This window comes from Achromobacter pulmonis (assembly GCF_021733725.1).
Taxonomy (GTDB): Bacteria; Pseudomonadota; Gammaproteobacteria; order Burkholderiales; family Burkholderiaceae_B; genus Achromobacter; species Achromobacter pulmonis.
In genome coordinates, this window is the sequence record NZ_JAIFOT010000001.1 from 1,610,091 (window position 1) to 1,633,976 (window position 23,886).

Below are 23,886 nucleotides of genomic sequence, written 5' to 3' on the forward strand. Positions count from 1 at the left end.
CTCTAGCAAAGGGAGTGCTAATTCGACTATTGCGGCGCGTCAAAGTTTCGTTTTTCCGGTATGTCCCTATTTTAAATCCACACCGGTTGCCGGACCTGCGCCGGCCGGGAGCTTGCGCCTACCAGCCCAGCCGTTTCAGGCCGGCCGCGGTGGCCTCGCCGTCCGGACGCACGAACAACGCGCCACGGGGATCCATATAGACCTGGTACTTCGCGCCGTCGAACAGCGGCATATAGGCCGCGCTGCCAAATTGGACATCGACGAACGGGAACCAGTTCGGAAAGCGCTGCTTGAGCGAACCCAGGTCCGGCGCCGGCCAGTCATCCAGCGCATGGACGGATCGGGTGGCCGATGCCTCGCGCGCGGCGTCGCTGTAGCGGCCCGACAGGCGTTCCAGGCGGTACAGCGGCGGCGCGCCGGCCATCAGGGCCGGCAGACGCCAACGCACCACCCGCGCATCGATCTGCCACTGGTCGCCGTAGAGCACGTACGGCTTGTCGCCCACGCCTGACGCGCTGGCATTGACCAGGAACTGACCCTCAGCCTGCTGGCGCACCTCGATGCGGGCCACGGGTTCGTCGGCGGTCAGGCGGAAGAACTGCACCAGCGACAACGCCAGCAACCCCGACACCCCGCCCAGTAGCAGCAGCATCAGGCCGAACAGGCGCCGCACCGGGCGGAACTGGAAGGTACGCCGGCCGCGCTCGTCACGCGGGCCGCCGCGGCCCAACAGCATCGCCAGGCCCGGCAGGAATACGACCACCGCGGCCAGCAAGATCCAGACGAAGGGAGCGATTCCGTTGATCAAATCAGGCGATCCTATGCGGGGAACGCCGTGGTCGGGCCCCGGACGCCAGGCGTCGCGGGCCTGCCACGGCAGGCCGCCCAGTATAGAAGCGAGGCATCAGCCCGCCGGTTTTCCAAGCCGCTCGACGTGAAACCGGATGTGATCCTCGATGAAGGTCGAGATGAAGTAATAGCCATGGTCGTAACCTTCCTGGCGGCGCAGCGCCAGCGGCTGGCCGGCGGCGGCGCAGGCCGCCTCGAATACCTCGGGATACAACTGCTCGGCCAGGAACTGGTCGGCCGTGCCCTGGTCGACCAGGATGCCCGCGGGAAACGGCTGGCGCAGGCCGCGCATCAGCGCCGACGCATCATAGGCGGCCCAATCGTCGGGCTTGTCACCTAGGTAGGCGCCGAATGCCTTCTTGCCCCAGGGGCATTGGCTGGGCGCGGCGATCGGCGCGAAGGCCGAGACCGACCGGAACTTGCCCGGGTTGCGCAACGCCAGCACCAGGGCGCCATGACCGCCCATCGAATGCCCGAAGATGCCGACCCGCGCCGCATCGCCGGGCAGGACGCCAGTGACGATGGCATGCAGTTCACGCGTCACGTAGCTGTCCATGCGGTAATGATCGCGCCAGGGGCCGGTGGTGGCATCCAGGTAGAAGCCGGCGCCGGTGCCAAGATCCCAGCTTTCATCCTCGCCGGGCACGTTGGCGCCGCGGGGGCTGGTGTCGGGCGCCACCAGCATGACACCGAGCTCGGCCGCCAGGCGCTGGGCGCCAGCCTTGATCATGAAGGTTTCCTCGGTGCAGGTCAGGCCGGCCAGATAGAACAGTACCGGCACCGGCCCCTGCTCGGCCTGGGGCGGCACGAACACCGAGAACCGCATCGGCAGGCCGATCTCGGCCGAGTCGTGGCGGTAATAGCGCTGCGAGCCGCCGAAACAACGATGCTGGGAAATGAGTTCCAGGGCGGCGGGCATGGCAGGGGTCTCCGGGTCTGAAATAGGAAGAAAAATTCGGGCGGGATTAGGGTATATCCACGGTACGACGATCCGTCGCCGAATGTTAACCTGCCCGAAACGGAGTCCTTCCCACAAAAAGTATCGATTCCGTGCCCATATTGTGCTTACGGGGCTTGACCAGCGTCCACCGTGGCACTATTTATATACGTGAGAGAAGACAACCCGTTCTTCTGGAAGCGCAAGCCCTGACACTATGGCCCGTCTGCCCCGTCTGTACGCCCCTGGGCTGCCCCAACTGGTGCAGGCCAATTTCATCCAGCCGCTGGCGGCGCCGTCGCAGCCCGCCCCGGCCGATATCCTCAACCAGCTCGCCACGTGGCTGGGCGAATCCGCCCAGCGCCATCGCGTCTCAGTGCACGGCTGGCTGCTGGCCAACGATCGCATTCTGCTGCTCGCGACGCCGGCCGACGAAGAGGGCCTGCCGCGCCTGATGCAGACCCTGGGCCGCAACCTGGCCGCGCGCCTGCGTGGCGGGCGGGTGTTTGCCGGCCGCTACCGCTCGGCCTTGCTCGAACCCGGCGCCTGGGTGCTGCCCGCGCTGGTCTGGCTGGAAACCTACCCGGTACGCAGCGGCGCGTCGCAGGATCCCGACTCCTGGCCTTGGTCATCGGCCTCCAGCCACACCGGCAATACAACAGCCGCGCCGGCGCAATGGCAGTCCGACCACGCCGACTACTGGGCCTGCGGCAACACGCCGTTCGACCGCCAGGCCAATTACCGCAAGCGCCTGCAGGATGGCCTGTCGCGCGAGGAATCGCAGCGCATCGACCAGGCCGTCTCCGGCCAATGGGCGCTGGGCGGCCCGAGCTTCATCGCCAGCCTGGCCCATACCGCCAGCCGGCGCGTGGCGCCCGGCCAGCGGGGGCGTCCGCGCAAGAAACCCGCCGCGCCAGCCGGCGCCGATACCGACACGCCCCCGGCCACCACGCCGGCGCCGCCAGCCGGCAACGGCAACGGGCCCGGCCCGGGCGCCGGTTCCAGCTCCGCATCCTGACACAGCGCCTTCGGGCGCTTTTTTCATGCCTGCCCGACCCGCCCGTGGCGGGAGGGCACACCCATCCCGCGCGCCGCGAGGCCGTTCCCGCAGCCAAAAAGCATCACAATAAACAGGGACACATAAAGAGGGAAATAGGGATTCCACCTACCCGGAACCGACCCGGGAGACCCCATGGGTCTGGACAGCCTTTATTGGCGCGCCAGTTGCTATGTCCCTATATTAATGCCCTATGGCAGTGCGCCTAATTAAATAGGGTCACACCCCGTATGTTTCTGTTGCGCCCTACTGCGCGTGGGGGTATTGTCCGATCCTGCACTGCAACATTAGAACGCAGTCTTTACTGCGGAGCACGCCATGCCCCAAATCCTTCCGAACGATTCCTGTCCCACCCCCAAGGCGACCCCGATCGATGCCAGCCGCATCGGTCTGCCGCCTGCCCAGGGCCTGTACCACCCCAAGAACGAACATGACGCCTGTGGCGTGGGTTTCGTGGCGCATATCAAGGGCAAGAAAAGCCACGCCATCATCCAGCAAGGCCTGAAGATCCTGGAAAACCTGGATCACCGCGGCGCGGTGGGCGCTGACAAGCTGATGGGCGACGGCGCCGGCATCCTGATCCAGATTCCCGATACGCTGTACCGCGACGAGTTCGCGCAGCATGGCGTCACGCTGCCGCCGCCCGGCGAGTATGGCGTGGCGATGGTGTTCCTGCCCAAGGAAACCGCCTCGCGCCTGGCCTGCGAGCAGGAGCTGGAACGCTCGGTGCGCGCCGAAGGCCAGGTTGTGCTGGGTTGGCGCGACGTGCCGGTGGACGTCGACATGCCGATGTCGCCCACCGTGCGCGACTGCGAACCCGTGATCCGCCAGCTGTTCATCGGCCGCGGCGCCGACGTGATGGTGCCGGACGCGCTCGAGCGCAAGCTGTACGTGATCCGCAAGACCGCCAGCCACGCCATCCAGAACATGCACCTGGCGCATGGCAAGGAATACTTCGTGCCCTCGGCCTCGGTGCGCACCGTGGTCTACAAAGGCCTGCTGCTGGCCGACCAGGTCGGCCGCTACTACCGCGACCTGGCCGACCCGCGCACCGTGTCGGCCCTGGCGCTGGTGCACCAACGCTTCTCGACCAACACCTTCCCGGCCTGGCCGCTGGCCCACCCGTACCGCATGATCGCCCACAACGGCGAAATCAATACGGTCAAGGGCAACTTCAACTGGCTGCGCGCCCGCGAAGGCATGATGCAGTCGGCGGTGCTGGGCGACGACCTGAAGAAGCTGTACCCCATCGTCTACGAAGGCCAGTCGGACACCGCCACGTTCGACAACTGCCTCGAACTGCTGGTGAACTCGGGCTATTCGCTGGCCCACGCCATGATGATGATGATCCCGGAAGCCTGGGAGCAGCACACGCAGATGGACGAAAGCCGCCGCGCTTTCTACGAATACCACGCCGCCATGATGGAGCCGTGGGACGGCCCCGCCGCGGTCGCCTTCACCGACGGCCGCCAGATCGGCGCCACGCTCGACCGCAACGGCCTGCGCCCGGCCCGCTACCTGGTGACGGACGACGATATGGTCATCCTGGCCTCGGAAGCCGGCACCCTGTCGATTCCCGAGAACCGCATCGTCAAGAAGTGGCGCCTGCAGCCGGGCAAGATGTTCCTGATCGACCTGGAACAGGGCCGCATCATCGACGACGCCGAGATCAAGCTGCAACTGGCCAACAGCCGGCCGTACCGCCAATGGATCGAGCGCCTGCAGATCAAGCTGGAGTCGCTGCCGGCCCCGCGCCAGGCCGCTGTCGCCACGCAATCGTCGGTGTCGCTGCTGGATCGCCAGCAGGCTTTCGGCTGGACCCAGGAAGATTACAAGTTCATCCTGGAACCGATGGCCTCGACCGGCGAGGAAGTGATCGGCTCGATGGGCAACGACGCCCCGCTGGCTGTGCTGTCCGACCGCGCCAAGCCGTTCTACAACTATTTCCGCCAGCTGTTCGCCCAGGTCACCAACCCGCCGATCGACCCGATCCGTGAGCAGATGGTGATGTCGCTGGTGTCGTTCATCGGCCCCAAGCCCAACCTGCTGGACATCAACAACGTCAATCCGCCGCTGCGCCTGGAAGTGTCGCAGCCGGTGCTGGACTTCGCCGCCATGGCGCAGATCCGCGACATCGAGCAGGTGACGGGCAAGAAATTCCGCAGCTACGAACTCGACATCACCTATCCGGCGGCCTGGGGCTCCGAGGGTATCGAAGCCCGCGTGGCGGCGCTGTGCGCGCGCGCCGTGGACGCGGTGCAAAGCGGCTACAACATCCTGATCGTGTCCGACCGCCTGGTCGATAGCGAACGCGTGGCGATTCCGGCGCTGCTGGCCACCTCGGCGGTGCACCAGCACCTGATCCGCGCCGGCCTGCGTACCAACACCGGCCTGGTGGTGGAAACCGGCTCGGCCCGCGAAGTGCATCATTTCGCGCTGCTGGGCGGCTACGGCGCCGAAGCCATCCACCCCTACCTGGCGCTGGAATCGCTGGGCAAGATGAACGACCCGGACAAGGCCGTCAAGAACTTCATCAAGGCGATCGGCAAGGGCCTGAACAAAGTGATGTCCAAGATGGGCATCTCCACCTACATGTCGTACACCGGCGCGCAGATCTTCGAAGCGGTCGGCCTGCAGAGCAGTCTGGTGAACAAGTACTTCACCGGCACCGCCTCCAACATCGAAGGCATTGGCATTTTCCAGGTGGCCGAGGAAGCGCTGCGCCAGCATCGCGCCGCGTTCGGCAGCGACCCGGTCCTGGCCAACGACCTGGATGCGGGCGGCGAATACGCCTACCGCGTGCGTGGCGAAGAGCACATGTGGACGCCCGACTCCATCGCCAAGCTGCAGCACGCCTCGCGCGCCAACAACTACCGCACGTACAAAGAGTACGCGCAGATCATCAACGACCAGAGCCGCCGCCACATGACGCTGCGCGGCCTGTTCGAGTTCCGCTTCGATCCGTCGCGCGCCATCCCGCTCGATGACGTCGAACCGGCCAAGGAAATCGTCAAGCGCTTCGCCACCGGCGCCATGTCGCTCGGCTCGATCTCGACCGAAGCGCACTCGGTGCTGGCCGTGGCCATGAACCGCATCGGCGGCAAGTCCAACACCGGCGAAGGCGGCGAGGACGAACTGCGCTACCGCGCCGAAATGCGCGACGGCCGCAGCGGCATCAAGGACGGCGACACGCTGGCCTCGGTGCTGGGCTCGGATCGTATCGAAGCGGATGTCGCGCTCAAGAAGGGCGACTCGCTGCGCTCGAAGATCAAGCAGGTGGCCTCGGGCCGCTTCGGCGTCACCGCCGAATACCTGTCGTCGGCCGACCAGATCCAGATCAAGATGGCGCAGGGCGCCAAGCCCGGCGAAGGCGGCCAGTTGCCCGGCCACAAGGTCTCGGAATACATCGCCAAGCTGCGCTATTCGGTGCCGGGCGTGGGCCTGATCTCGCCGCCGCCGCACCATGACATCTACTCGATCGAAGACCTGGCGCAGCTGATCCACGACCTGAAGAACGTCAATGCCAAGGCCTCGATCTCGGTCAAGCTGGTGTCGGAAGTCGGCGTCGGCACGGTGGCCGCGGGCGTGGCCAAGGCCAAGGCCGACCACGTCGTGATCGCCGGCCATGACGGCGGCACGGGCGCCTCGCCGGTGTCGTCCATCAAGCATGTGGGCACGCCGTGGGAACTGGGCCTGGCCGAAACCCAGCAGACGCTGGTGCTGAACCGCCTGCGCAGCCGTATCCGCGTGCAGGCCGACGGCCAGATGAAGACCGGCCGCGACGTCGTCATCGGTGCGCTGCTGGGCGCCGACGAATTCGGCTTCGCCACGGCCCCGCTGGTCGTCGAAGGCTGCATCATGATGCGCAAGTGCCACCTGAATACCTGCCCGGTGGGCGTGGCCACGCAGGATCCGGAACTGCGCAAGAAGTTCCAGGGCAAGCCCGAACACGTCGTCAACTTCTTCTTCTTCATCGCCGAGGAAGTGCGCGAAATCATGGCCCAGTTGGGCATCCGCAAGTTCGACGACCTGATCGGCCGCGCCGATCTGCTCGACATGCGCTCGGGCGTGTCCCACTGGAAGGCGCAGGGCCTGGACTTCACCCGCGTGTTCCACCAGACCCAGTCCGACGCCGACGTGCGCCAGACCGAAACGCAGGATCACGGCCTGGCCGGCGCGCTGGATCACCAGTTGATCGAACGCAGCAAACCGGCGCTGGAACGGGGCGAGAAGGTCTCGTTCATCGTGCCGGTGCGCAACCGCAACCGCACCATCGGCGCCATGCTGTCGGGCGCGGTGGCGGCGCGCTACGGCCACGACGGCCTGCCCGATGACACCATCCACATCCAGTGCAACGGCACCGCCGGCCAGAGTTTCGGCGCGTTCCTGGCGCACGGCATCACCATGGATCTGGTGGGCGAGGGCAACGACTACGTCGGCAAGGGCCTGTCGGGCGGCCGCATCATCGTGCGTTCGCCCAATGATTTCCGCGGCTTCGGCCCCGACCACATCATCGCCGGCAACACCGTCCTGTACGGCGCGCTGGCGGGAGAGGCCTTCTTCAACGGCGTGGCCGGCGAACGCTTCGCGGTGCGCAACTCGGGCGCCGCCACCGTGGTGGAAGGCACTGGCGATCACGGCTGCGAATACATGACGGGTGGCACCGTGGTGGTGCTGGGCGCCACCGGCCGCAACTTCGCCGCCGGCATGTCGGGCGGCGTGGCCTACGTGTGGGATCCGGAACGCACGCTCAAGCAGCGCGCCAACCTGTCGATGGTCGAACTGGAACCCGTGCTGCCGCATGCCGAGCAACAGGCCCAGAACAACATCGACGTCTGGCACAGCGCGCAGCGCGGCGGCGAGCGCGAAACCGATGAAGCCATCCTGCGCCGCCTGGTGGAAGACCACTTCCGCTACACCGGCAGCTTCCGCGCCCGCGAAATCCTGGGCGACTGGGAGGCCTCGCGCGGCAAATTCGTAAAGATCATGCCGACGGACTACCGCCGCGCATTGGGTGAAATGTGGCGTGCAGCCAACCCGCAACAACTGGCTGCGTGAGGGATACCATGGGAAAGATTACCGGCTTTATGGAATATCAGCGCCTGCAGGAGGCCGCCGAGGCCCCGCAGAAGCGCTTGAAGAACTGGCGCGAATTCGTTCTGCACCTGACCGACGACCAGGCCAAGCAGCAGGCGGCGCGCTGCATGGACTGCGGCATCCCGTTCTGCAACAACGGCTGCCCGGTCAACAACATCATCCCCGACTGGAATGACCTGGTGTACAAGCAGGACTGGCGCCGCGCGCTGGACGTGCTGCACTCCACCAACAACTTCCCGGAGTTCACCGGCCGCATCTGTCCGGCGCCGTGTGAAGCCGCCTGTACCTTGAACATCAACAGCGACGCCGTGGGCATCAAGTCCATCGAGCACGCCATCATCGACAAGGGCTGGGAAGAAGGTTGGGTCGTGCCGCAAGTGCCGGCGCGCAAGACCGGGAAGAAGGTCGCCGTGGTCGGCTCGGGTCCGGCCGGCCTGGCTTGCTCGCAGCAGTTGGCGCGCGCCGGCCACTCCGTGACGCTGTTCGAGAAGAGCGACCGCATCGGCGGCCTGCTGCGCTACGGCATCCCCGACTTCAAGCTGGAAAAGCACCAGATCGACCGCCGCATTTCGCAGATGGAAGCCGAAGGCGTGGAATTCGCGCCCTCGACCTACATCGGCAACCCGTCCGACCCGGTGGCCGACGGCCTGACCGTGCGCACGCCCGAATCGCTGCTGGCCGAATTCGACGCCGTGGTGATGAGCGGCGGCTCGGAAACCCCGCGCGACCTGCCGGTGCCGGGCCGCGAGCTGTCGGGCGTGTACTTCGCCATGGACTTCCTGCGCCAGCAGAACAAGGCCGTGGCCGGCGACCGCCTGGCCAACCAGACGCTGGCCAAGGGCAAGCACGTGGTGGTGATCGGCGGCGGCGACACCGGTTCCGACTGCGTCGGCACCAGCAACCGCCACGGCGCCGCGTCGGTCACGCAGTTCGAACTGCTGCCGCAGCCGCCCGAGTCCGAGAACAAGACCATGACCTGGCCCTATTGGCCGCTGAAGCTGCGCACCTCGTCCTCGCACGAGGAAGGCTGCGAACGCGACTGGTCGGTGACCACCAAACTGCTCAAGGGCAGCAATGGCAAGGTCGAGAAACTGGTCGGCGCCCGCGTCGAGTGGTTCAAGGACGACTCGACCGGCCAGATGAAGATGCGCGAGGTCGAAGGCTCGGAATTCGAGATCAAGGCCGACCTGGTGTTGCTGGCCATGGGCTTCGTGTCGCCGGTGCAGACCGTGCTGGACGCTTTCGGTGTCGACCGCGACGCGCGCGGCAATGTGCGTGCGAACACCGACGACTACCGCACCAACGTGGAGAAGGTCTTCACCGCCGGGGACATGCGCCGCGGCCAGTCGCTGGTGGTCTGGGCGATCCGTGAAGGCCGCCAGTGCGCGCGCTCGGTGGACGCCTACCTGATGGGGTCGAGCGAACTGCCGCGCTGATCGCGCCCCTCGAAAAAGGCCGGGCCTCTCGCGAGGCCCGGCCTTTTTCATGCATCCGGGACGCCGATCCCCGGGTTCACGCGCCGCCGCGCTGCAGGCGCGGCCCGGACACCGCGGCACGCGCGAGCCAGTACACAAGGCCCGCCACCGCGAAGCTGGCCGGCGCCGCGAACGTGGCGGCCAGCCCGTTCACATGCATCAGCGCCAGGCCGCTGACCGCCCCCGCGAACCAGGCGCCCAGGCCACTGCGGTTATAGGCGCTGGCGCCGCCCGCCGCCTCGGGCGCATCGCCGGCCGCCAGAATGTGCACCAGCGCCACCGCGACCCACGCCACCACGAAGATGCCCTGATAGGCGAGCGCCTGCAGCAGATACGCGAACACGTCGAACAGCATCAGCGCATACGACACCAGGCCCACGATCACCGCCCACACCGCCTTGGACGGACCGCCCAGGCCGAAGCGCGCGAAGAAGGCCTGCATGTTGATGGTGGCCAGGTAATAGTTGGCGGTATTGATGCGGGTCTGCGTCACCCAGACGAAGAACAGGCCGCCCAGCCCCATCAGCTTGAGCAATGCCAGCACCACCGACACTTCGCTCAGGGCGCCGTCGCCCGGGATGATGCTGACCAGGTAGATCCCGGCCACGCCGTTGAGCAGGAAGGTGACCAGGTAGAACGGCATGCCGAAGTTGTAGCGGCCATGGTAGCGCGCGTCCTCGCGGCGGCCGAAGCGCGCGTAGTCGAAGGTGAACATCATCAGGATCCATACGCCCATGTAGTACACATAGGCATCCCACCAGCCGCCCGCCACCGGCCCGCCGGCCGGGCCAAAGGCCAGCCAGGCGTCGCTGTAGCCATATTCGCGCGTGGCCAGCGCCACCGCCAGCAGCAGGCCGCCCAGGTAGAACGGCAGCAGCACACCGTTGAACTTGTCGAGCCAGCGCTGCACGCTGCCGAAGATCAGCAGCACGCTGTAGATGACCACCATCAACGCGAACGCCCAATAGGGCACGGCGGGAAACATGTGGTGCGCGGCGACCGCCATCACCGAGCCTTCGAACACCGCGTAGTAAATGGCGGTGGCGAAGAAGATCAGGGTGGCCAGCGCCGCGCCCGAGGTGCCGAACACGGTGCGCGAGAACAGCGCCACCGATTGGCCGGTGCGTATCGCGTAACGCGAGATCACGGCGTTGATCAGGCCATAGGAGATCACCGACAGCACCATGCCGATGATGGCGTTGCGGGCGCCGTAGTTGAGCGCCAGCGTGGCCCCGACCACGATGTAGAAGATGGCGCTACAGACGGCCCACCAGGCCATGGTGAGCGGGAATCGGCCCATGCGGTCGGCATCGGCTACGGTGGCCAGGGAGGTGTCCCGGTCGGAGGATGAGGAGCTGGAAGCAAGGTTGGCCATGGAGGCTCTCCTGACGTGCTGAAGAACCGCGGAACGCGGACGGGTACGGCATGCAGCATGTGAAACGGGAAAAGCACAGGCGCGAGCGCGCCCGCCCGGCCTGTCGCGACAGGCCGGAGGGAAAGCGGCAATCAACGGGAAAGCGGGGCGGCGATCAGCCCAGGGCGGCGCGCAAGCGTTCGAGGCGGGCGCGGTAGTCCTTGCGGGCCTGCAAGGCCGCCGCCAGCGTGATGCGCTCGAAGCGGGCCTGCTGGTTGGGCTGCATCTGGCCGACCTTGTCCAGGTCGGCGCTGATCACCGTGCCGATCATGGCGTAGCCGCCGCCGGAAACGGCATCGCGGTGCAGGATGATGGGTTCCACCCCGGCCGGCACCTGGATCGACCCGATCGGATAGCAGGCATCGACGATGTTGGACGGGTCCGCCCCCGCGCCAAAGGGTTGCTCGCGCGGCTGGAACTTGAGCGCCCGTCCCTTCTTGTAGCGGTAGCCAATGCGGTCGGCCTCCGAGGTCACGCTCCAGGCGTCCTCGTAGAACGAGGCGGCCGACTCCGGCATCAGGCGGTGGTCGTACAGACCCGGCACCACGCGCAGCACCTGTTCCTTGGGGCATTCGCCGGCCAGTTCCGCCGGCAGCGCGCGGCCGGCCCGCGCCCCGGGACGCGGCGCGCCCACGCGCAGGCGGTCGCCGGCCTGCAGGCGGCGACCCTCGAAGCCGCCGATGGCGCCCAGCGTGTAGGTCGAGCGGCTGCCCAGCACCTCGGGCACGTCGATGCCGCCGGCGATCGCCAGGCAGGCGCGCGCGCCGGCCTGCACGAAGTCGAACGACAACCGGGCGCCGGCCGGCACCGCCAGCGCGACGTTGCAGGCCTGCGCCTGGCCGTCGATCCTGGGCACCATGGTGGCGCCGGTAACGGCGATCACCGCGGCGCGCGTGAAGCGCAGTTCGGGGCCCATCAGCGTGCATTCCAGCACGGCGGCGTCCTCGGGGTTGCCCACCAGCAGGTTGGCGGCGGCCAGCGCGTACTGGTCGAGCGCGCCCGACGGCGGAATGCCGAGGTGGTAGTAGCCCTGGCGGCCACGGTCCTGGACCGACGTCGCCAGCCCGGGCTTGATCACTTCGATGAGCGGTTCGTCATGCGACATGGAGCGTCTCCAGAAGGCGGGCGTTGTACTGCTGCGGCGCGGCCATGAATTCGGCCAGCGAGAACGACACCGGGCGGATGTCGAGCCGGAAGGTGCCGGCCTCGACCTCGGCCACCGCGGCGTCATAGTCGGCACGGCTGATCGGCTTGAACTTGACGATGTCGCCGGGACGGAAGAACACCATGGAATCGCGCAGGTGCGCCTGGCGCTGGGCCGGCTCGAAGATCGGCGCGGGCGTCACGCCGAACATCTGGTAGCCGCCGGCGCCGCGCACGGAATAGATGCAGGCGAAGCAGCCGCCATGCCCCACCGTGTGCTTGGGCGTGTCGGTGCGCGGCCGCAGGTACTTGGGCACTTCGAGCTGGCGCTCGCGCTCGACCATCTGGAACATGAACGGCAGGCCGGCCACGAAGCCGACCATCGACACGAACCAGGGCGCGCTGGAATGCGCCGCGATGAACTCGTCGACATCCGCAAAACCGTTGATGCGCGCGGCGTATTCCAGGTCGGTCGAGTCCGGGTCCTGGTGGCGCTCGCGAAAACGCATCAGCGTCTCGTGAGTCCAGGGGTCGTTGTAGAGCACCGGCACCTCGATGATGCGGGTGTCGAGCCGCAGGTTGTCCAGGTCGATGGAAGCCTCGATCTCGCGCAGGATGGCCAGCATGGCCTCGGGCGCGACCTGCTCGGGGTCGTAGCGGATCTGGTAGGAAGCGTTGGCCGGGCAAATCTCGCTGACGCCGGGCACGGCGCGTTCGCGCAGGGCACGGGTGATCGCCATGCCCTTGAAGAACGCAGCCAGCGACATCGATTCGCTGATCTCGGCGAAGATGAATTCATCGCCGCCATGGGTGTAGCGCACCGTCATTGGGTTCCCTCCCGCTGCTGCATCCAGCTTTCCAGATAGTTGGTGTGATAGTCGCCCGCGATCACGCCCGCGTCGGCCACCAGGGCGCGGTGCAGGGCCAGCGTCGACGGCACGCCTTCGAATTCGGTTTCGTCCAGCGCCCGCGCCATGCGCGCCAGCGCGGCGGCGCGATCCTCGTCCCAGACGATCAGCTTGGCCAGCAGCGAATCGTAATAGGGCGGCACCACGCTGCCGGCGTACACCATCGAGTCGATGCGCACCCCCGGGCCGGCCGGCCAGCGCACGTGCGACACGGTGCCGGGGCCAGGCGCAAAATTGCGCGCCGGGTCTTCCGCATTCAGGCGACATTCGATGGCGGCGCCGCGCATGACGATGTCCGATTGCGCGAGGCGCAGCGGTTCGCCGTCGGCAATGCGCAGCATCTCGCGCACCAGGTCGATGCCGGTGATGGCCTCGGTGATCGGATGCTCGACCTGGATGCGCGTGTTCATCTCGATGAAGTAGAACTCGCCGCGGACCTCGTCGTACAGGTATTCCAGCGTGCCGGCGCCGCGATAGCACACCGATTCGGTCAGGCGCAACGCCGATTCGCACAACGCCTGGCGCAGCGCGGGGCTGAGCGCCGGCGACGGCGCTTCCTCGAACACCTTCTGGCGGCGGCGCTGCAGCGAGCATTCGCGTTCGAACAGATGCACCGCGCGCGTGCCGTCGCCCAGCACCTGCACTTCGATATGGCGCGCGCGCGGCAGGTAGCGTTCCAGATAGACGCCGCCGTCGCCGAACGCGGCGCGCGCCTCGGCCTGCGCCATAGGGATGGCTTCGCGCAGTTGCGCCTCGTCGGCCGCCACGCGGATGCCGCGTCCGCCGCCGCCGGCGGACGCCTTGATCATCAGCGGATAGCCGATCTGCGCCGCGTGGCTCAGGGCCTCGTCCAGCGAACCGACCACGCCCTCGCTGCCCGGCACGGTGGGCACGCCCGCCGCCTTGGCGCAGGCGCGCGCCGCGGCCTTGTCGCCCATGCTGCGGATAGTACGGGCGTCGGGGCCGACGAACACCAGGCCGGCATCGGTCACGGCCTGGGAGAAGTCGGCGTTCTCGGCCAGGAAGCCATAGCCCGGATGGATCGCGTCGGCGCCGCTCTCGCGCGCCGCCGCCAGCAGGGCGTCGGCGTTCAGATAGCTGCGGCTGGCATGGGCCGGCCCGATATGCACGGCCGCGTCGGCCAGGCGCACCGCGAGCGCGTCGCGGTCGGCATCGCTATAGACGGCCACCGTGCGCATACCCAGTTCGCGCGCGGCGCGGATCACGCGCAGCGCGATTTCGCCGCGATTGGCGACCAGCAGCGTGTGGATGCGGCGGGGACGGTAGAAGGATTGCACGCCCATGCCTCAGCCCTCGATCCGCAGCAGCGCCTGGCCGGGTTCGACCGGATCGCCGTCGGCCACCAGGATCTCGGCGACCACGCCGCCGATCTCGGCCTCGATCTGGTTGAACTGCTTCATCACCTCGACAATGCCGACCACGTCGCCGGGCTTGACGCTGGCGCCGACCTCGACGAACGGCGCGGCGTCGGGGCTGGGACGGCGATAGAAGGTGCCGGGCAGGGGGCTCTGGATCTCTTGCTGCGACATGGTTTTCTCCTTGGAATGTGTAGGAATGTTGGGCGGATCAGGACAGTTGCGGCGGCGCGATGCGGATACCGCGCGCCTCCAGGCGGGCCCGGGTGGCCTGCACCAGCGCCAGCGCGCCGGGGGTATCGCTGTGGATGCAAACGGAATCGAAACCGATCGGAATATCGCGGCCGTCCACGGTGCGCACCTTGCCTTCGGTACACGCGCGCAGCACCTTGTCGGCCACCTGTTCCGGATCGAGCGCCTGGGTGTAGCGCGTGAACACGATCGAGCCGCTGCTGTCGTAGTCGCGATCGGCATAGAACTCGCGCACCACCGGCAGGCCCATTTCGCGCGCCACCTTGCAGGTCAGCGAGTTCTCCATGCAATACAGCATCAGCGTGGGCTCCAGGTCGCGCAGCGTCTGCACCAGCCGGCGCGACAGGGTCTCGTCGCGCGCGGCCCGCATGTAGAGCGCGCCATGCGGCTTGACGTGCTGCAGCCGCAGGCCATGGAGGCGGGCGAACTCGCGCAGCGCGCCGACCTGGTAGACGATGTCGTTGACCAGCCCTTCGGCGTTCTCGTTCAGGTCGCGGCGGCCGAAGCCGACCAGATCGCGAAAGCCCGGATGCGCGCCGATGCCGATGCCGTGTTCGCGCGCCATCACCACGGTGCGGTTCATGATGTTGGGATCGCCGGCATGAAAGCCGGTGGCGATGTTGGCCGAGCTGATCAGCGGCATGATGGCGTCATCGACGTCATCGCCGATCTTCCAGGAACCAAAGCCCTCGCCCATGTCGGAGTTCAGGTCTATCGTCGCCTTGCTCATGAAACAGGATCTCCTTCCATTTGCGGGCCGGTGGCCCGCGCAATGCCTGCACAGTAGCGAAGCGCCCAGGGGATAAAAAGTTCTTTTTTTGGATCAATGCTTATCTGAATTTTTGATGCCCCACATTGCGCACCAAATCAGGGCGATTGCCAGATTCCTATGAAATTTCAGGGATTTCCCTGAGATTCGCTGCACCCCTGTGATGCGGATAAACAGATATTCTGGTGGATGACTATCTATTAATCAGATATTTCCACCATGTCACTCACCCTCCGGCAGCTCAAATATTTCGTCGCCGCCGCCGAACTCGGACAGATATCGCAGGCAGCCATCCAGTTGGCGATCTCGCAATCGGCCGTCACCACGGCGATCCGCGAACTCGAGGACATCGTCGGCTCGCCGCTGTTCCTGCGCAGCGCCAGCGGGGTGGCGCTGACCGAGACCGGGCGCGGCTTCCTCAACCATGCCTACAACATCCTGTCGTCGGTCGACGAGGCGCTGCGCATGCCCAGCGCCGATGGGCGCGAAAGCGGGCGTCTGCTGCTGGCGGCGTCCTACACCGTGATTGGCTATTTCCTGCCCTATCACCTGCAGCGCCTGTCGCAGCTCTATCCGAACCTGGACATCCAACTGCACGAGCTGAACCGCAACGCCATCGAGGAAGGCCTGATCGCGCACCGCTACGACATGGCGGTGCTGCTGACCTCGAACGTGGTGAACCCGGAACTGGCGGTCGAACACTTCTTCGGCTCGCCGCGGCGGCTGTGGGTGGCGGCGCGCCATCCGCTGCTGGCGCGCGACACCGTGACACTGGAAGACGTGGCCCACGAGCCATTCATCATGCTGACCGTCGACGAGGCCGCGCATACCGCATTGCGCTACTGGAGCGAGACGCCGTTCCGCCCGGACGTGCGCCTGCGCACGTCGTCGGTCGAGGCGGTGCGCAGCATGGTGGCCAACGGCGGCGGCGTGGCGGTGCTGTCGGACATGGTCTATCGCCCCTGGTCACTGGAAGGCCGCCGCATCGAGACCATCCAGTTGAAGGACCCGATTCCGCCGATGAACGTGGGGCTGGCATGGCGCAAGGGCGCCGAGGTCACCGGACCCATGCGCGCCGTGCGCGACTATTTCCGCCATGCGTATGCGGTGCCGCGCGGCACCGACACCCTGCGCTGAGTCCGATTCAGCGCGCAGTTGTGGCGCAGCAACCACGCGCCATGTCCCCGCTTGATACACGTCAAGACCGGCTTTTCCCGCCTCTGCGAACCTGAGTGCCTGCATTCACGCAATACACGGAGAGAGGAAAATGTTCGCGATGTATCGGCGCACCCGCGCCCTGGCCCTGGCCACTGCCTGCGGCGCCCCCCTGATGCTTGCCGCCCCCGCCCACGCCCACGAAGCCGGCGATATCCTGTTCCGGGTCGGCGCCACCCAGGTGCGTCCCACGTCCAACAACGGCACGGTGCTCGACGGCAGCGTCAAGCTCGACGCCAGCAACAACGTGCGCCCCAGCTTCACGCTGGCCTACATGGCCACGCGCAACATCGGCATCGAGCTGCTGGGCGCCTGGCCGTTCCAGCACGACGTGCGCGGCAGCGGCCTGGGCAAGATCGGTTCCAGCAAGCAGCTGCCGCCGACACTCAGCCTGCAATGGCATATCCTGCCCGACAGCATGGTCCAGCCGTACATCGGCGTGGGCATCAACTACACCAAGTTCTTCGACACCAAGGCCGAGGGCGCGCTCAAGGGTTCCGACCTGAAGATGGGCGATTCCTGGGGCGTGGCCGCGCAACTGGGCGCGGACATCAAGATCAATGAACGCTGGTTCATGAACGCCGACATCCGCTACATCGACATCAAGTCGAAGGTGAAGCTCAACGGCGAGCACATCGGCACCGCCCGCATCAACCCGTGGGTCGCCACGCTGGGCGTCGGCTACCGCTTCTGATCGCCTCCCGCCCCAGGCTACTGGCGCCGCTGCGCCAGTAGTTGCCGCAACGCCTGCAATGCAGGCGTTTCGTCGTCCGCGCACCAGATCAATCGCGTCTGCGCACGGCCGTGTTTGCCGGACAGCGGCGTCACGCGCAGCGACGGCTCCGCGCCCAGCAGCGCCAGCACCGAGCGCGGCACGATCGCCACGCCCGAACCCGCCGCCACGCATGCGACGATGGCGTGGTACGACGCGAACTCCATCACCTTGCCCGGCGCCACGCCATCCTGGCCGAACCATGATTCGAGGATGCGGCGATACGAGCAGCCCGCGGCGAACGCGATCACGCTACGCTCGCCCACATCCTTGGGGCCATGGATCGCGGGCCAGGCCAGCGGCGAGATCAGGGCCAGCTCTTCGTCGAACGCCGGCTGCTGCGCCAACCCTTGCGACTCGAACGGCTGCGCCACGAACGCGGCCTCGATCTCGTAGTTGCGCACCATGGCGGCCAGCGCGCCCGAGGTGCCCGTCACCAGCTCGATACGCACCTGCGGCCAGGCCGCGTGATAGGCCGCCAGGATCGGCGGCAGGCGCGCCGCGGCCGTGCTTTCCATAGTGCCAAGCCGCAGCAGGCCTTGCGGCGCGCCGTCGCGCACCGCCGCCTGGGCCTCGGCCGACAGGCGCAGCAACCGGTCGGCGTAGGACAGCAGCACGCGCCCCTGTTCCGACAGCACCAGACGCCGGTTCTGGCGCCGGAACAACGGCGCCTCCAGCGAGGCTTCCAACTGCTTCAGGCGCGTGGACACATTTGACTGCACCCGGTTCAAGTGGGCGGCGGCGCGCGCCACGCCGCCCTGTTCGGCCACGGCCTTGAAGATCTGCAGCGCGTCGAGGTCCAAGTTTCTCATTTCAAGAACTCTAGTTCTTAATAATTCACTATTCAAGATATGAGTACAGCCGTAGAGTGGGAGCCATGTCAAGCGCTATCTCCCCTGATCCCGCCCGCCCGCGCGGCGCCTTCGCCCTGGCCTTGCCGGCCGCGCTGGCGCTGGCCGCCGCCATGGGTATCGGCCGCTTCGCCTTCACGCCGATCTGGCCGTTGATGGCGCAGGAAGCCGGCCTGTCGCTGGCGCAGGGCAGTTGGCTGGCCTCGGCCAATTACGCCGGCTATCTGCTGGGTGCGTTGGCCGCCGCCGCGCGGCCGCCACGCCATCCGCGCGCCACGCTGGCCGCCAGCCTGCTGGCCGTGGCGCTGCTGACGCTGGCCATGCCTTGGTGCCATGGCGTCCTGGCCTGGAGCCTGCTGCGGCTGGCGGCGGGCTACGGCAGCGCCAGCGCTTTCATCTGCGTGGCCGCGACGCGGCGCGTGGGTCCCGGCGACCCGCGCGCGCCGGCGGTGGCAGCCATCACCTACGCCGGGGTCGGCGCCGGCATCGCGCTGACAGGCCTGGCCTGTCTGGCGCTGATGGCCGCAGGCGCCGGCGCCAATGCCAACTGGACCGCGCTGGGCGCGCTGACCCTGGCGCTGTCGACACTGGCCTGGGCCGGCCTGAAACAGCCGGCGGCGGCCCGCCCGCAGGGCGCCGCGCCGGCCCCGGGGCCGCTGCCGCCGGGCCTGGGCCGGCTGGCGTTGCATTACGGCGTGTTCGGCGCCGGCTACATCATCCCCGCCACCTTCCTGCCGGCCATGGCGCGCGAGATCATCCCCGATCCCGCGGTGTTCGGCTGGGCTTGGCCGCTGTTCGGCCTGGCCGCCGCGCTGTCCTGCCTGCTGGCCCCGCGCGTGGCCCGGGCCCGCGACGACAAGACGGTGTGGCGCGGCGCGCAGGCGCTGATGGCGCTGGGCATGCTGGCTGTCGCGCTGTGGCACAACATCACCGCCGTCATTGTCGCGGCGCTGCTGGTCGGCGGCACATTCATGGTCATTACACAATCGGGCATGCTGGTGGCCCAGCGCCTGGCCGGGGCCGCCGCGCCGCGGGCCGCCGCCGTGATGACCTCGGCGTTCGCCGCCGGGCAGATCGTGGGGCCGCTGCTGGCCTCGGGCGCCGCGCGCTGGGGCGCGACGCTGCCGCAGGTGCTGGCCGGCGGCGCGGTCCTGTTGGCGCTGTCGGCCTGGCGCTTGGGAAAAATCAGCGCCGCGGGCAGCAACGCTGGGCATAATGCGATGGGTTCCCAGGAACCACCACATTAAGAATGAGGAGTCACCCCAGCATGAAATCGTTCCGTCCCCTGATCGCCGCCCTGGCTACCTGCGCCGCCCTCGGCGGCACCGCCCAGGCCCAAGCCACCGACTGGCCCACCAAGCCCATCACCATGATCGTGCCCTACGCGCCGGGCGGCTTCGCCGACACCCGCGTGCGCCTGCTGGCGCGCAAGCTGGGCGAGTCGCTGGGCCAGCCGATCGTGGTCGAGAACAAGGCGGGCGCGGGCGGCGTGGTCGGCACCAACCTGATCGCCAAGGCCGCCCCCGACGGCTACACCATCGGCACCGGCAACCTGGCGCCGATGGCGGTCAACCCGTCGTTGATGAAGGACATGCCGTACGACCCGCAAAAGGACCTGGCCCCCATCATCCTGATCGAAACCAGCCCGCTGGTGCTGAGCGTCAACAACGAGCTGCCGGTCAAGTCCCTGGCCGACCTGATCGCCCTGGCCAAGAAACAGCCAGGCAAGCTGTCGTTCGGCTCGTCCGGCGTGGGCGGCGCGCACCACCTGTCCGGCGAAATGTTCCGCGAACAGGCCAAGATCGACATCGTGCACGTCCCCTACAAGGGGGGCAGCCTGGCCGCGACCGACCTGATGGGCGGCCATATCTCGATGATGTTCGAGATGGGGTATTCGGCGCTGCCCGCCATCCAGGGCAAGAAGATCCACCCGATCGCGGTGACGTCGGCCCAGCGTCTGGCGGTGCTGCCGGACGTGCCGACCATGGCCGAATCCGGCCTGCCGGGCTTCGAGTCGTACAACTGGCAGGGCATCGTCGCCCCCGCCGGCACGCCGGCGCCCATCATCGCCAAGCTCAACACCGAATTCAACCGCATCCTGAAGGAAGCGGACGTGCAAAAGGCCATCGCCGACACCGGCAGCCAGGCCGGCGGCGGCACGCCCGAGGAATTCGGCGCCTTCATCAAGAATGAAACGGCCAAGTGGGCGCAGGTCATCAAGGCTGGAAACATCCAGCTCCAGTAAACCAACCAGGAGTATCCCCATGACATCCCGCCTGCTCGACCGGCTCCCGCTCGACCACCCCATCATCCAGGCGCCCATGGCGGGCGGCGCGACGACGGTGGAACTGGTGTCGGAGGCGTCGAAGGCGGGGGGTCTGGGTTCCCTCGGGGCCGCCTATATGAGCCCTGAACAGATCGAGGCGGCCGTCACCGCGATCCGCCAGCGCACCGACCGGCCATTCGCCATCAACCTGTTCGCCACGGTCCCCGAGGCCGCATTCACGGGCGATGCCAGCCGCATGCTGGCGCTGCTGGCGCGCTACCATGCCCAGCTCGGCCTGCCGCCCCCCGTGGCGCCCGGGCCGCAACCCGACCCGCTGCCCGGCCAGATCGAGGCAGTGCTGCGGCTGCGTCCGGCCGTCTTCAGCTTCACCTTCGGCCGCATGCCGGCCGCCGCACTGACGCGCTGCCGCGAACTGGGCATCCTGACGGTCGGCACCGCCACCACCGTGCGCGAGGCGGTAGCGCTGCAACAGGACGGAGTCGATGCCATCGTGGCCCAGGGCGCCGAGGCAGGCGGGCATCGCGGCACCTTCCTGGACGATTTCGAGCATTCGCTGATCGGCACCATGGCCCTGGTGCCGCAGATGGCCGACGCGGTGTCGGTCCCGGTGATCGCCTCGGGCGGCATCATGGATGGCCGCGGCATCGCCGCCGCGCTGGCCCTGGGCGCCGCCGCGGCGCAAATGGGGACGGCCTTCCTGGCCACCGATGAAGCCGGTATCGGCGAGGCCTACAAGGCGGTGCTGCCGGCCTCCCGGCCGGAACAATCGCGCATCACCCGGGCCTTTTCCGGCCGGCCGGCGCGCGGGATCGTAAACGCCTTCATGCGCGACGCCGACCAACTATCAGACGATATCCTGCCATACCCGCTGCAAAACGCCCTGACCCGGCCGATGCGCACCGCTGGCGGCAAGGCTGGCAATATTGCCGTCCTGTCGCTGTGGGCCGGGCAGGGCGCGCCCCTGGCACGCCGTGAAAGCACCGCTGCCCTGATGGCACGGCTGGTACGCGAGACGGCCGCCGCGCGCGGCCACGCCTGACACCGCCGCGGCGGGGTGGGAACGGGCCGGGACGGCTCGGATTGTTCCTAATGGCGAAAACACTGTTCCACGAACAGGCATATCCCACTGCGGTGACAATTGGTCGGGCTACAATGGCCCCTCGCCGCCGGGTGCGACTGGTTTTTCCGCGTCCCCGGCATATGAGTAACAGGGCGCTTCCCGACGCAGCCCGTCTCGCTCGCGCCGGCCGGATTCCCGCCCCGCACGAGCGCGGCGGCAGGGCATCCGCCACCGAAACACCCGTTTGTTGCCCATGCCCGATCAAACCCGCAGCACCCCGGAATTCGCCCTGCGCCTGGAAGGTGTGGCGCTAGGCTACGGCGATTTCACCGTCTTGCGCGACATTTCCATGGAAGCGCGTCCGGGCCAGGTGGTCGCCATCATGGGCGGCTCGGGCTCGGGCAAGACCACGCTGCTGCGGGCCGCCACCGGCCAGCTCACCGCGCAACAAGGCACGGTGCGGGCGTTCGGCCAGGACATCGCCCAGGCCACGCCGGCCGGGTTGCAGTCCCTGCGCAAGCGCATGGGCGTGCTGTTCCAGCAGGGCGCACTGTTCACCGACCTGAACGTGTTCGAAAACGTCGCCTTCCCGCTGCGCGAACATACCAGCCTGGCCGAATCCGAGATCACCACCCGCGTGCTGGACAAGCTCGACGCCGTCGGCCTGCGCGCCGCCGCCCACCTGAAGGTGGCCGAGATCTCCGGCGGCATGGCGCGCCGGGTGGCGCTGGCCCGCGCGATCGTGCTGGAGCCCGAACTCATTCTGTACGACGAGCCCTTCGCCGGCCTCGATCCGATTTCGCTGGGCATCACCGCCCGCCTGATCCGCAGCCTGGCCGACCGCCTGGGCTGCGCCTCGGTGCTCATCACCCACGACGTGCACGAGTCGTTCGCCATCGCCGACCAGGTCTATCTGGTGGGACAGGGCCAACTCAAGGCCGCCGGCACGCCGGACAGCCTGTCGTCCTCGCCGGACCCCTACGTGCAGCAATTCCTCAAGGGCGAACCCGACGGCCCGGTCGCGTTCCAGTATCCCGAAACGCCGGCTTTCCAGAAGTGGCTTTCGCAACAACAAGGGCGCAAGGCATGAGCGGATCCAACAACGCCGTGGGCGCGCTGGGCGGCTGGGTACGCACCCGCATCGCCGGCATCGGCTACTTCACCCGGTTCTTCGGCGCCATGCTGGCGCGCAGCGGCATCGCGCTGTCGCGGCCGCGGCTGGTGTCGCAGCAAGTCCATTTCATCGGCAACTACTCGCTGCTGATCATCGCCGTGTCCGGCATGTTCGTGGGCTTCGTGCTGGGCCTGCAGGGTTACTACACGCTGAACCGCTACGGCGCCGAGGAATCGCTCGGCCTGCTGGTGGCGCTGTCGCTGGTGCGCGAACTGGGCCCGGTGGTCACCGCGCTGCTGTTCGCCGGGCGCGCCGGCACCTCCCTGACCGCCGAGATCGGGCTGATGAAGGCCGGCGAGCAGCTGTCGGCCATGGAAGTCATGGCGGTCGACCCGATGCGGCGTGTGCTGGTGCCGCGCCTGTGGGGCGGCATCATCGCCATGCCGATCCTGGCCGCCGTGTTCTCCATGGTGGGCATCATGGGCGGCTGGGTGGTCGGGGTGCTGATGATCGGCGTGGACGCCGGCGCCTTCTGGTCGCAGATGCAAGGCGGCGTCGATGTCTGGGACGACGTCGCCAACGGCGTCATCAAAAGCCTGGTGTTCGGCGTCACGGTGACGCTGGTTGCGCTGTACGAGGGCTGGCAGGCCAAGCCCACGCCCGAGGGCGTCGCCCGCGCCACCACCCGTACGGTCGTGGTGGGTTCGCTGGCGGTGCTGGGGCTGGACTTCCTGCTCACCGCCTTGATGTTTGGAAACTGATTACGGATCGATCATGTCTCGTGAAAAAACCGATTTCTGGGTAGGCCTGTTCGTCTTGCTGGGCGCGGCCGCGCTGGCGTTCCTGGCGTTGCGCGCCGGCAACTTGAGCACCTTTTCTTTCGCGCCCACCTATACGCTGACGGCCAATTTCGATAACGTAGGCGGCCTCAAGGTGCGGGCCCCCGTGAAAAGCGCCGGGGTCGTGGTGGGACGGATCGCCAAGATTTCCTTTGACGACAAGACCTTCCAGGCGGTGGTCGCGATCAACCTGGAGACCGCCTACCAGTTTCCCAAGGACTCTTCCGCCGCCATTCTCACGTCTGGCCTGCTGGGCGAGCAGTATCTGGGCCTGACGCCGGGAAGCGACGAAAACAACCTGGCCGATGGCGGCAAGATCCGCTATACCCAGAGCGCCATCGTGCTGGAACAGCTGATCAGCAAGTTCCTGTATGGGTCGGCCGAGAAGGAAGGCACGAAAGCGCCGGCAAATTAAAGAGGATCCGTCACGCGCGGCAACAACCCGCCGCTTGACGCACGCTGCAATAAGAA

20 protein-coding genes are annotated in these 23,886 nt (G+C 67.4%); 11 read left to right on the forward strand and 9 right to left on the reverse strand.

All coding sequences use genetic code 11. The features are described from left to right. Positions 1-118 precede the first annotated feature (118 nt). Positions 119-808 carry a hypothetical protein gene (locus K2W61_RS07415; protein ID WP_175140285.1) on the reverse strand — a complete coding sequence of 230 codons (690 nt, stop codon included), beginning with the start codon at positions 806-808 and terminating at the stop codon, positions 119-121. Positions 809-904: 96 nt separating this feature from the next. Beyond that, complete coding sequence (gene fghA, locus K2W61_RS07420) at positions 905-1,768, reverse strand: S-formylglutathione hydrolase (RefSeq protein ID WP_175133358.1); 864 nt, start codon at positions 1,766-1,768, stop codon at positions 905-907. A 235-nt stretch (positions 1,769-2,003) separates the two neighbouring features. On the opposite strand from fghA, the gene K2W61_RS07425 reads away from it, so the two are divergent. The 3 genes from K2W61_RS07425 (at position 2,004) to K2W61_RS07435 (ending at position 9,376) form a co-directional block, all read left to right on the forward strand. Beyond that, positions 2,004-2,804: a hypothetical protein gene (locus K2W61_RS07425; protein WP_175133359.1), complete on the forward strand. Its 801-nt coding sequence runs from the start codon at positions 2,004-2,006 to the stop codon at positions 2,802-2,804. Between the two features lie 357 nt (positions 2,805-3,161). Next, positions 3,162-7,901, forward strand: a complete 4,740-nt coding sequence (locus K2W61_RS07430; protein WP_175133360.1) for a glutamate synthase-related protein — start codon at positions 3,162-3,164, stop codon at positions 7,899-7,901. An 8-nt stretch (positions 7,902-7,909) separates the two neighbouring features. Next, positions 7,910-9,376: a glutamate synthase subunit beta gene (locus K2W61_RS07435; RefSeq protein ID WP_175140288.1), complete on the forward strand. Its 1,467-nt coding sequence runs from the start codon at positions 7,910-7,912 to the stop codon at positions 9,374-9,376. Between the two features lie 76 nt (positions 9,377-9,452). Here K2W61_RS07435 and K2W61_RS07440 read toward each other — a convergent pair whose 3' ends face one another. The 6 genes from K2W61_RS07440 to K2W61_RS07465 form a co-directional block, all read right to left on the reverse strand. Further along, complete coding sequence (locus K2W61_RS07440) at positions 9,453-10,790, reverse strand: purine-cytosine permease family protein (protein ID WP_175140289.1); 1,338 nt, start codon at positions 10,788-10,790, stop codon at positions 9,453-9,455. Between the two features lie 154 nt (positions 10,791-10,944). Continuing rightward, entirely contained in the window at positions 10,945-11,934 is a 990-nt protein-coding gene (locus K2W61_RS07445) for a 5-oxoprolinase subunit C family protein (RefSeq protein WP_175133363.1), read from the reverse strand. Beyond that, entirely contained in the window at positions 11,924-12,799 is an 876-nt protein-coding gene (locus K2W61_RS07450) for a 5-oxoprolinase subunit B family protein (RefSeq protein WP_175133364.1), read from the reverse strand. Before K2W61_RS07450 ends, K2W61_RS07445 begins: the two co-directional genes overlap by 11 nt. Next, a complete protein-coding gene (locus tag K2W61_RS07455) occupies positions 12,796-14,184 on the reverse strand; it encodes an acetyl-CoA carboxylase biotin carboxylase subunit (RefSeq protein ID WP_236755355.1) in 1,389 nt (462 codons plus the stop codon). Before K2W61_RS07455 ends, K2W61_RS07450 begins: the two co-directional genes overlap by 4 nt. Before the next feature lie 3 nt (positions 14,185-14,187). Continuing rightward, on the reverse strand, positions 14,188-14,430 hold the full coding sequence (locus tag K2W61_RS07460; RefSeq protein WP_175133366.1) for an acetyl-CoA carboxylase: 243 nt from the start codon (positions 14,428-14,430) through the stop codon (positions 14,188-14,190). A gap of 37 nt (positions 14,431-14,467) precedes the next feature. Continuing rightward, on the reverse strand, positions 14,468-15,238 hold the full coding sequence (locus K2W61_RS07465; protein ID WP_175133367.1) for a 5-oxoprolinase subunit PxpA: 771 nt from the start codon (positions 15,236-15,238) through the stop codon (positions 14,468-14,470). A gap of 258 nt (positions 15,239-15,496) precedes the next feature. Here K2W61_RS07465 and K2W61_RS07470 point away from each other — a divergent pair, with 258 nt between their 5' ends. Both K2W61_RS07470 and K2W61_RS07475 read left to right on the forward strand, forming a co-directional pair. Further along, positions 15,497-16,414 carry a LysR family transcriptional regulator gene (locus K2W61_RS07470; RefSeq protein WP_175133368.1) on the forward strand — a complete coding sequence of 306 codons (918 nt, stop codon included), beginning with the start codon at positions 15,497-15,499 and terminating at the stop codon, positions 16,412-16,414. A gap of 130 nt (positions 16,415-16,544) precedes the next feature. Continuing rightward, positions 16,545-17,186: an OmpW/AlkL family protein gene (locus K2W61_RS07475; RefSeq protein WP_236755357.1), complete on the forward strand. Its 642-nt coding sequence runs from the start codon at positions 16,545-16,547 to the stop codon at positions 17,184-17,186. Between the two features lie 17 nt (positions 17,187-17,203). Here the strand turns inward: K2W61_RS07475 and K2W61_RS07480 are convergent, their stop codons facing one another. Then, positions 17,204-18,076, reverse strand: coding sequence for a LysR family transcriptional regulator (locus tag K2W61_RS07480; protein WP_236755358.1), 873 nt, complete (start codon positions 18,074-18,076; stop codon positions 17,204-17,206). A gap of 65 nt (positions 18,077-18,141) precedes the next feature. Here K2W61_RS07480 and K2W61_RS07485 point away from each other — a divergent pair, with 65 nt between their 5' ends. The 6 genes from K2W61_RS07485 (at position 18,142) to mlaD (ending at position 23,830) form a co-directional block, all read left to right on the forward strand. Further along, complete coding sequence (locus K2W61_RS07485) at positions 18,142-19,362, forward strand: YbfB/YjiJ family MFS transporter (RefSeq protein WP_236755360.1); 1,221 nt, start codon at positions 18,142-18,144, stop codon at positions 19,360-19,362. Positions 19,363-19,382: 20 nt separating this feature from the next. After that, positions 19,383-20,360: a Bug family tripartite tricarboxylate transporter substrate binding protein gene (locus tag K2W61_RS07490; protein ID WP_175133372.1), complete on the forward strand. Its 978-nt coding sequence runs from the start codon at positions 19,383-19,385 to the stop codon at positions 20,358-20,360. A gap of 19 nt (positions 20,361-20,379) precedes the next feature. Further along, positions 20,380-21,441, forward strand: coding sequence for an NAD(P)H-dependent flavin oxidoreductase (locus K2W61_RS07495; RefSeq protein WP_236755361.1), 1,062 nt, complete (start codon positions 20,380-20,382; stop codon positions 21,439-21,441). 274 nt (positions 21,442-21,715) lie between these two features. Continuing rightward, complete coding sequence (locus K2W61_RS07500; RefSeq protein ID WP_175133374.1) at positions 21,716-22,552, forward strand: ABC transporter ATP-binding protein; 837 nt, start codon at positions 21,716-21,718, stop codon at positions 22,550-22,552. Further along, entirely contained in the window at positions 22,549-23,337 is a 789-nt protein-coding gene (gene mlaE / locus K2W61_RS07505; protein ID WP_175133375.1) for a lipid asymmetry maintenance ABC transporter permease subunit MlaE, read from the forward strand. The genes K2W61_RS07500 and mlaE overlap by 4 nt, the downstream gene beginning before the upstream one ends. A gap of 13 nt (positions 23,338-23,350) precedes the next feature. After that, complete coding sequence (mlaD, locus tag K2W61_RS07510) at positions 23,351-23,830, forward strand: outer membrane lipid asymmetry maintenance protein MlaD (protein WP_175133376.1); 480 nt, start codon at positions 23,351-23,353, stop codon at positions 23,828-23,830. The last annotated feature ends 56 nt before the right edge of the window (positions 23,831-23,886 follow it).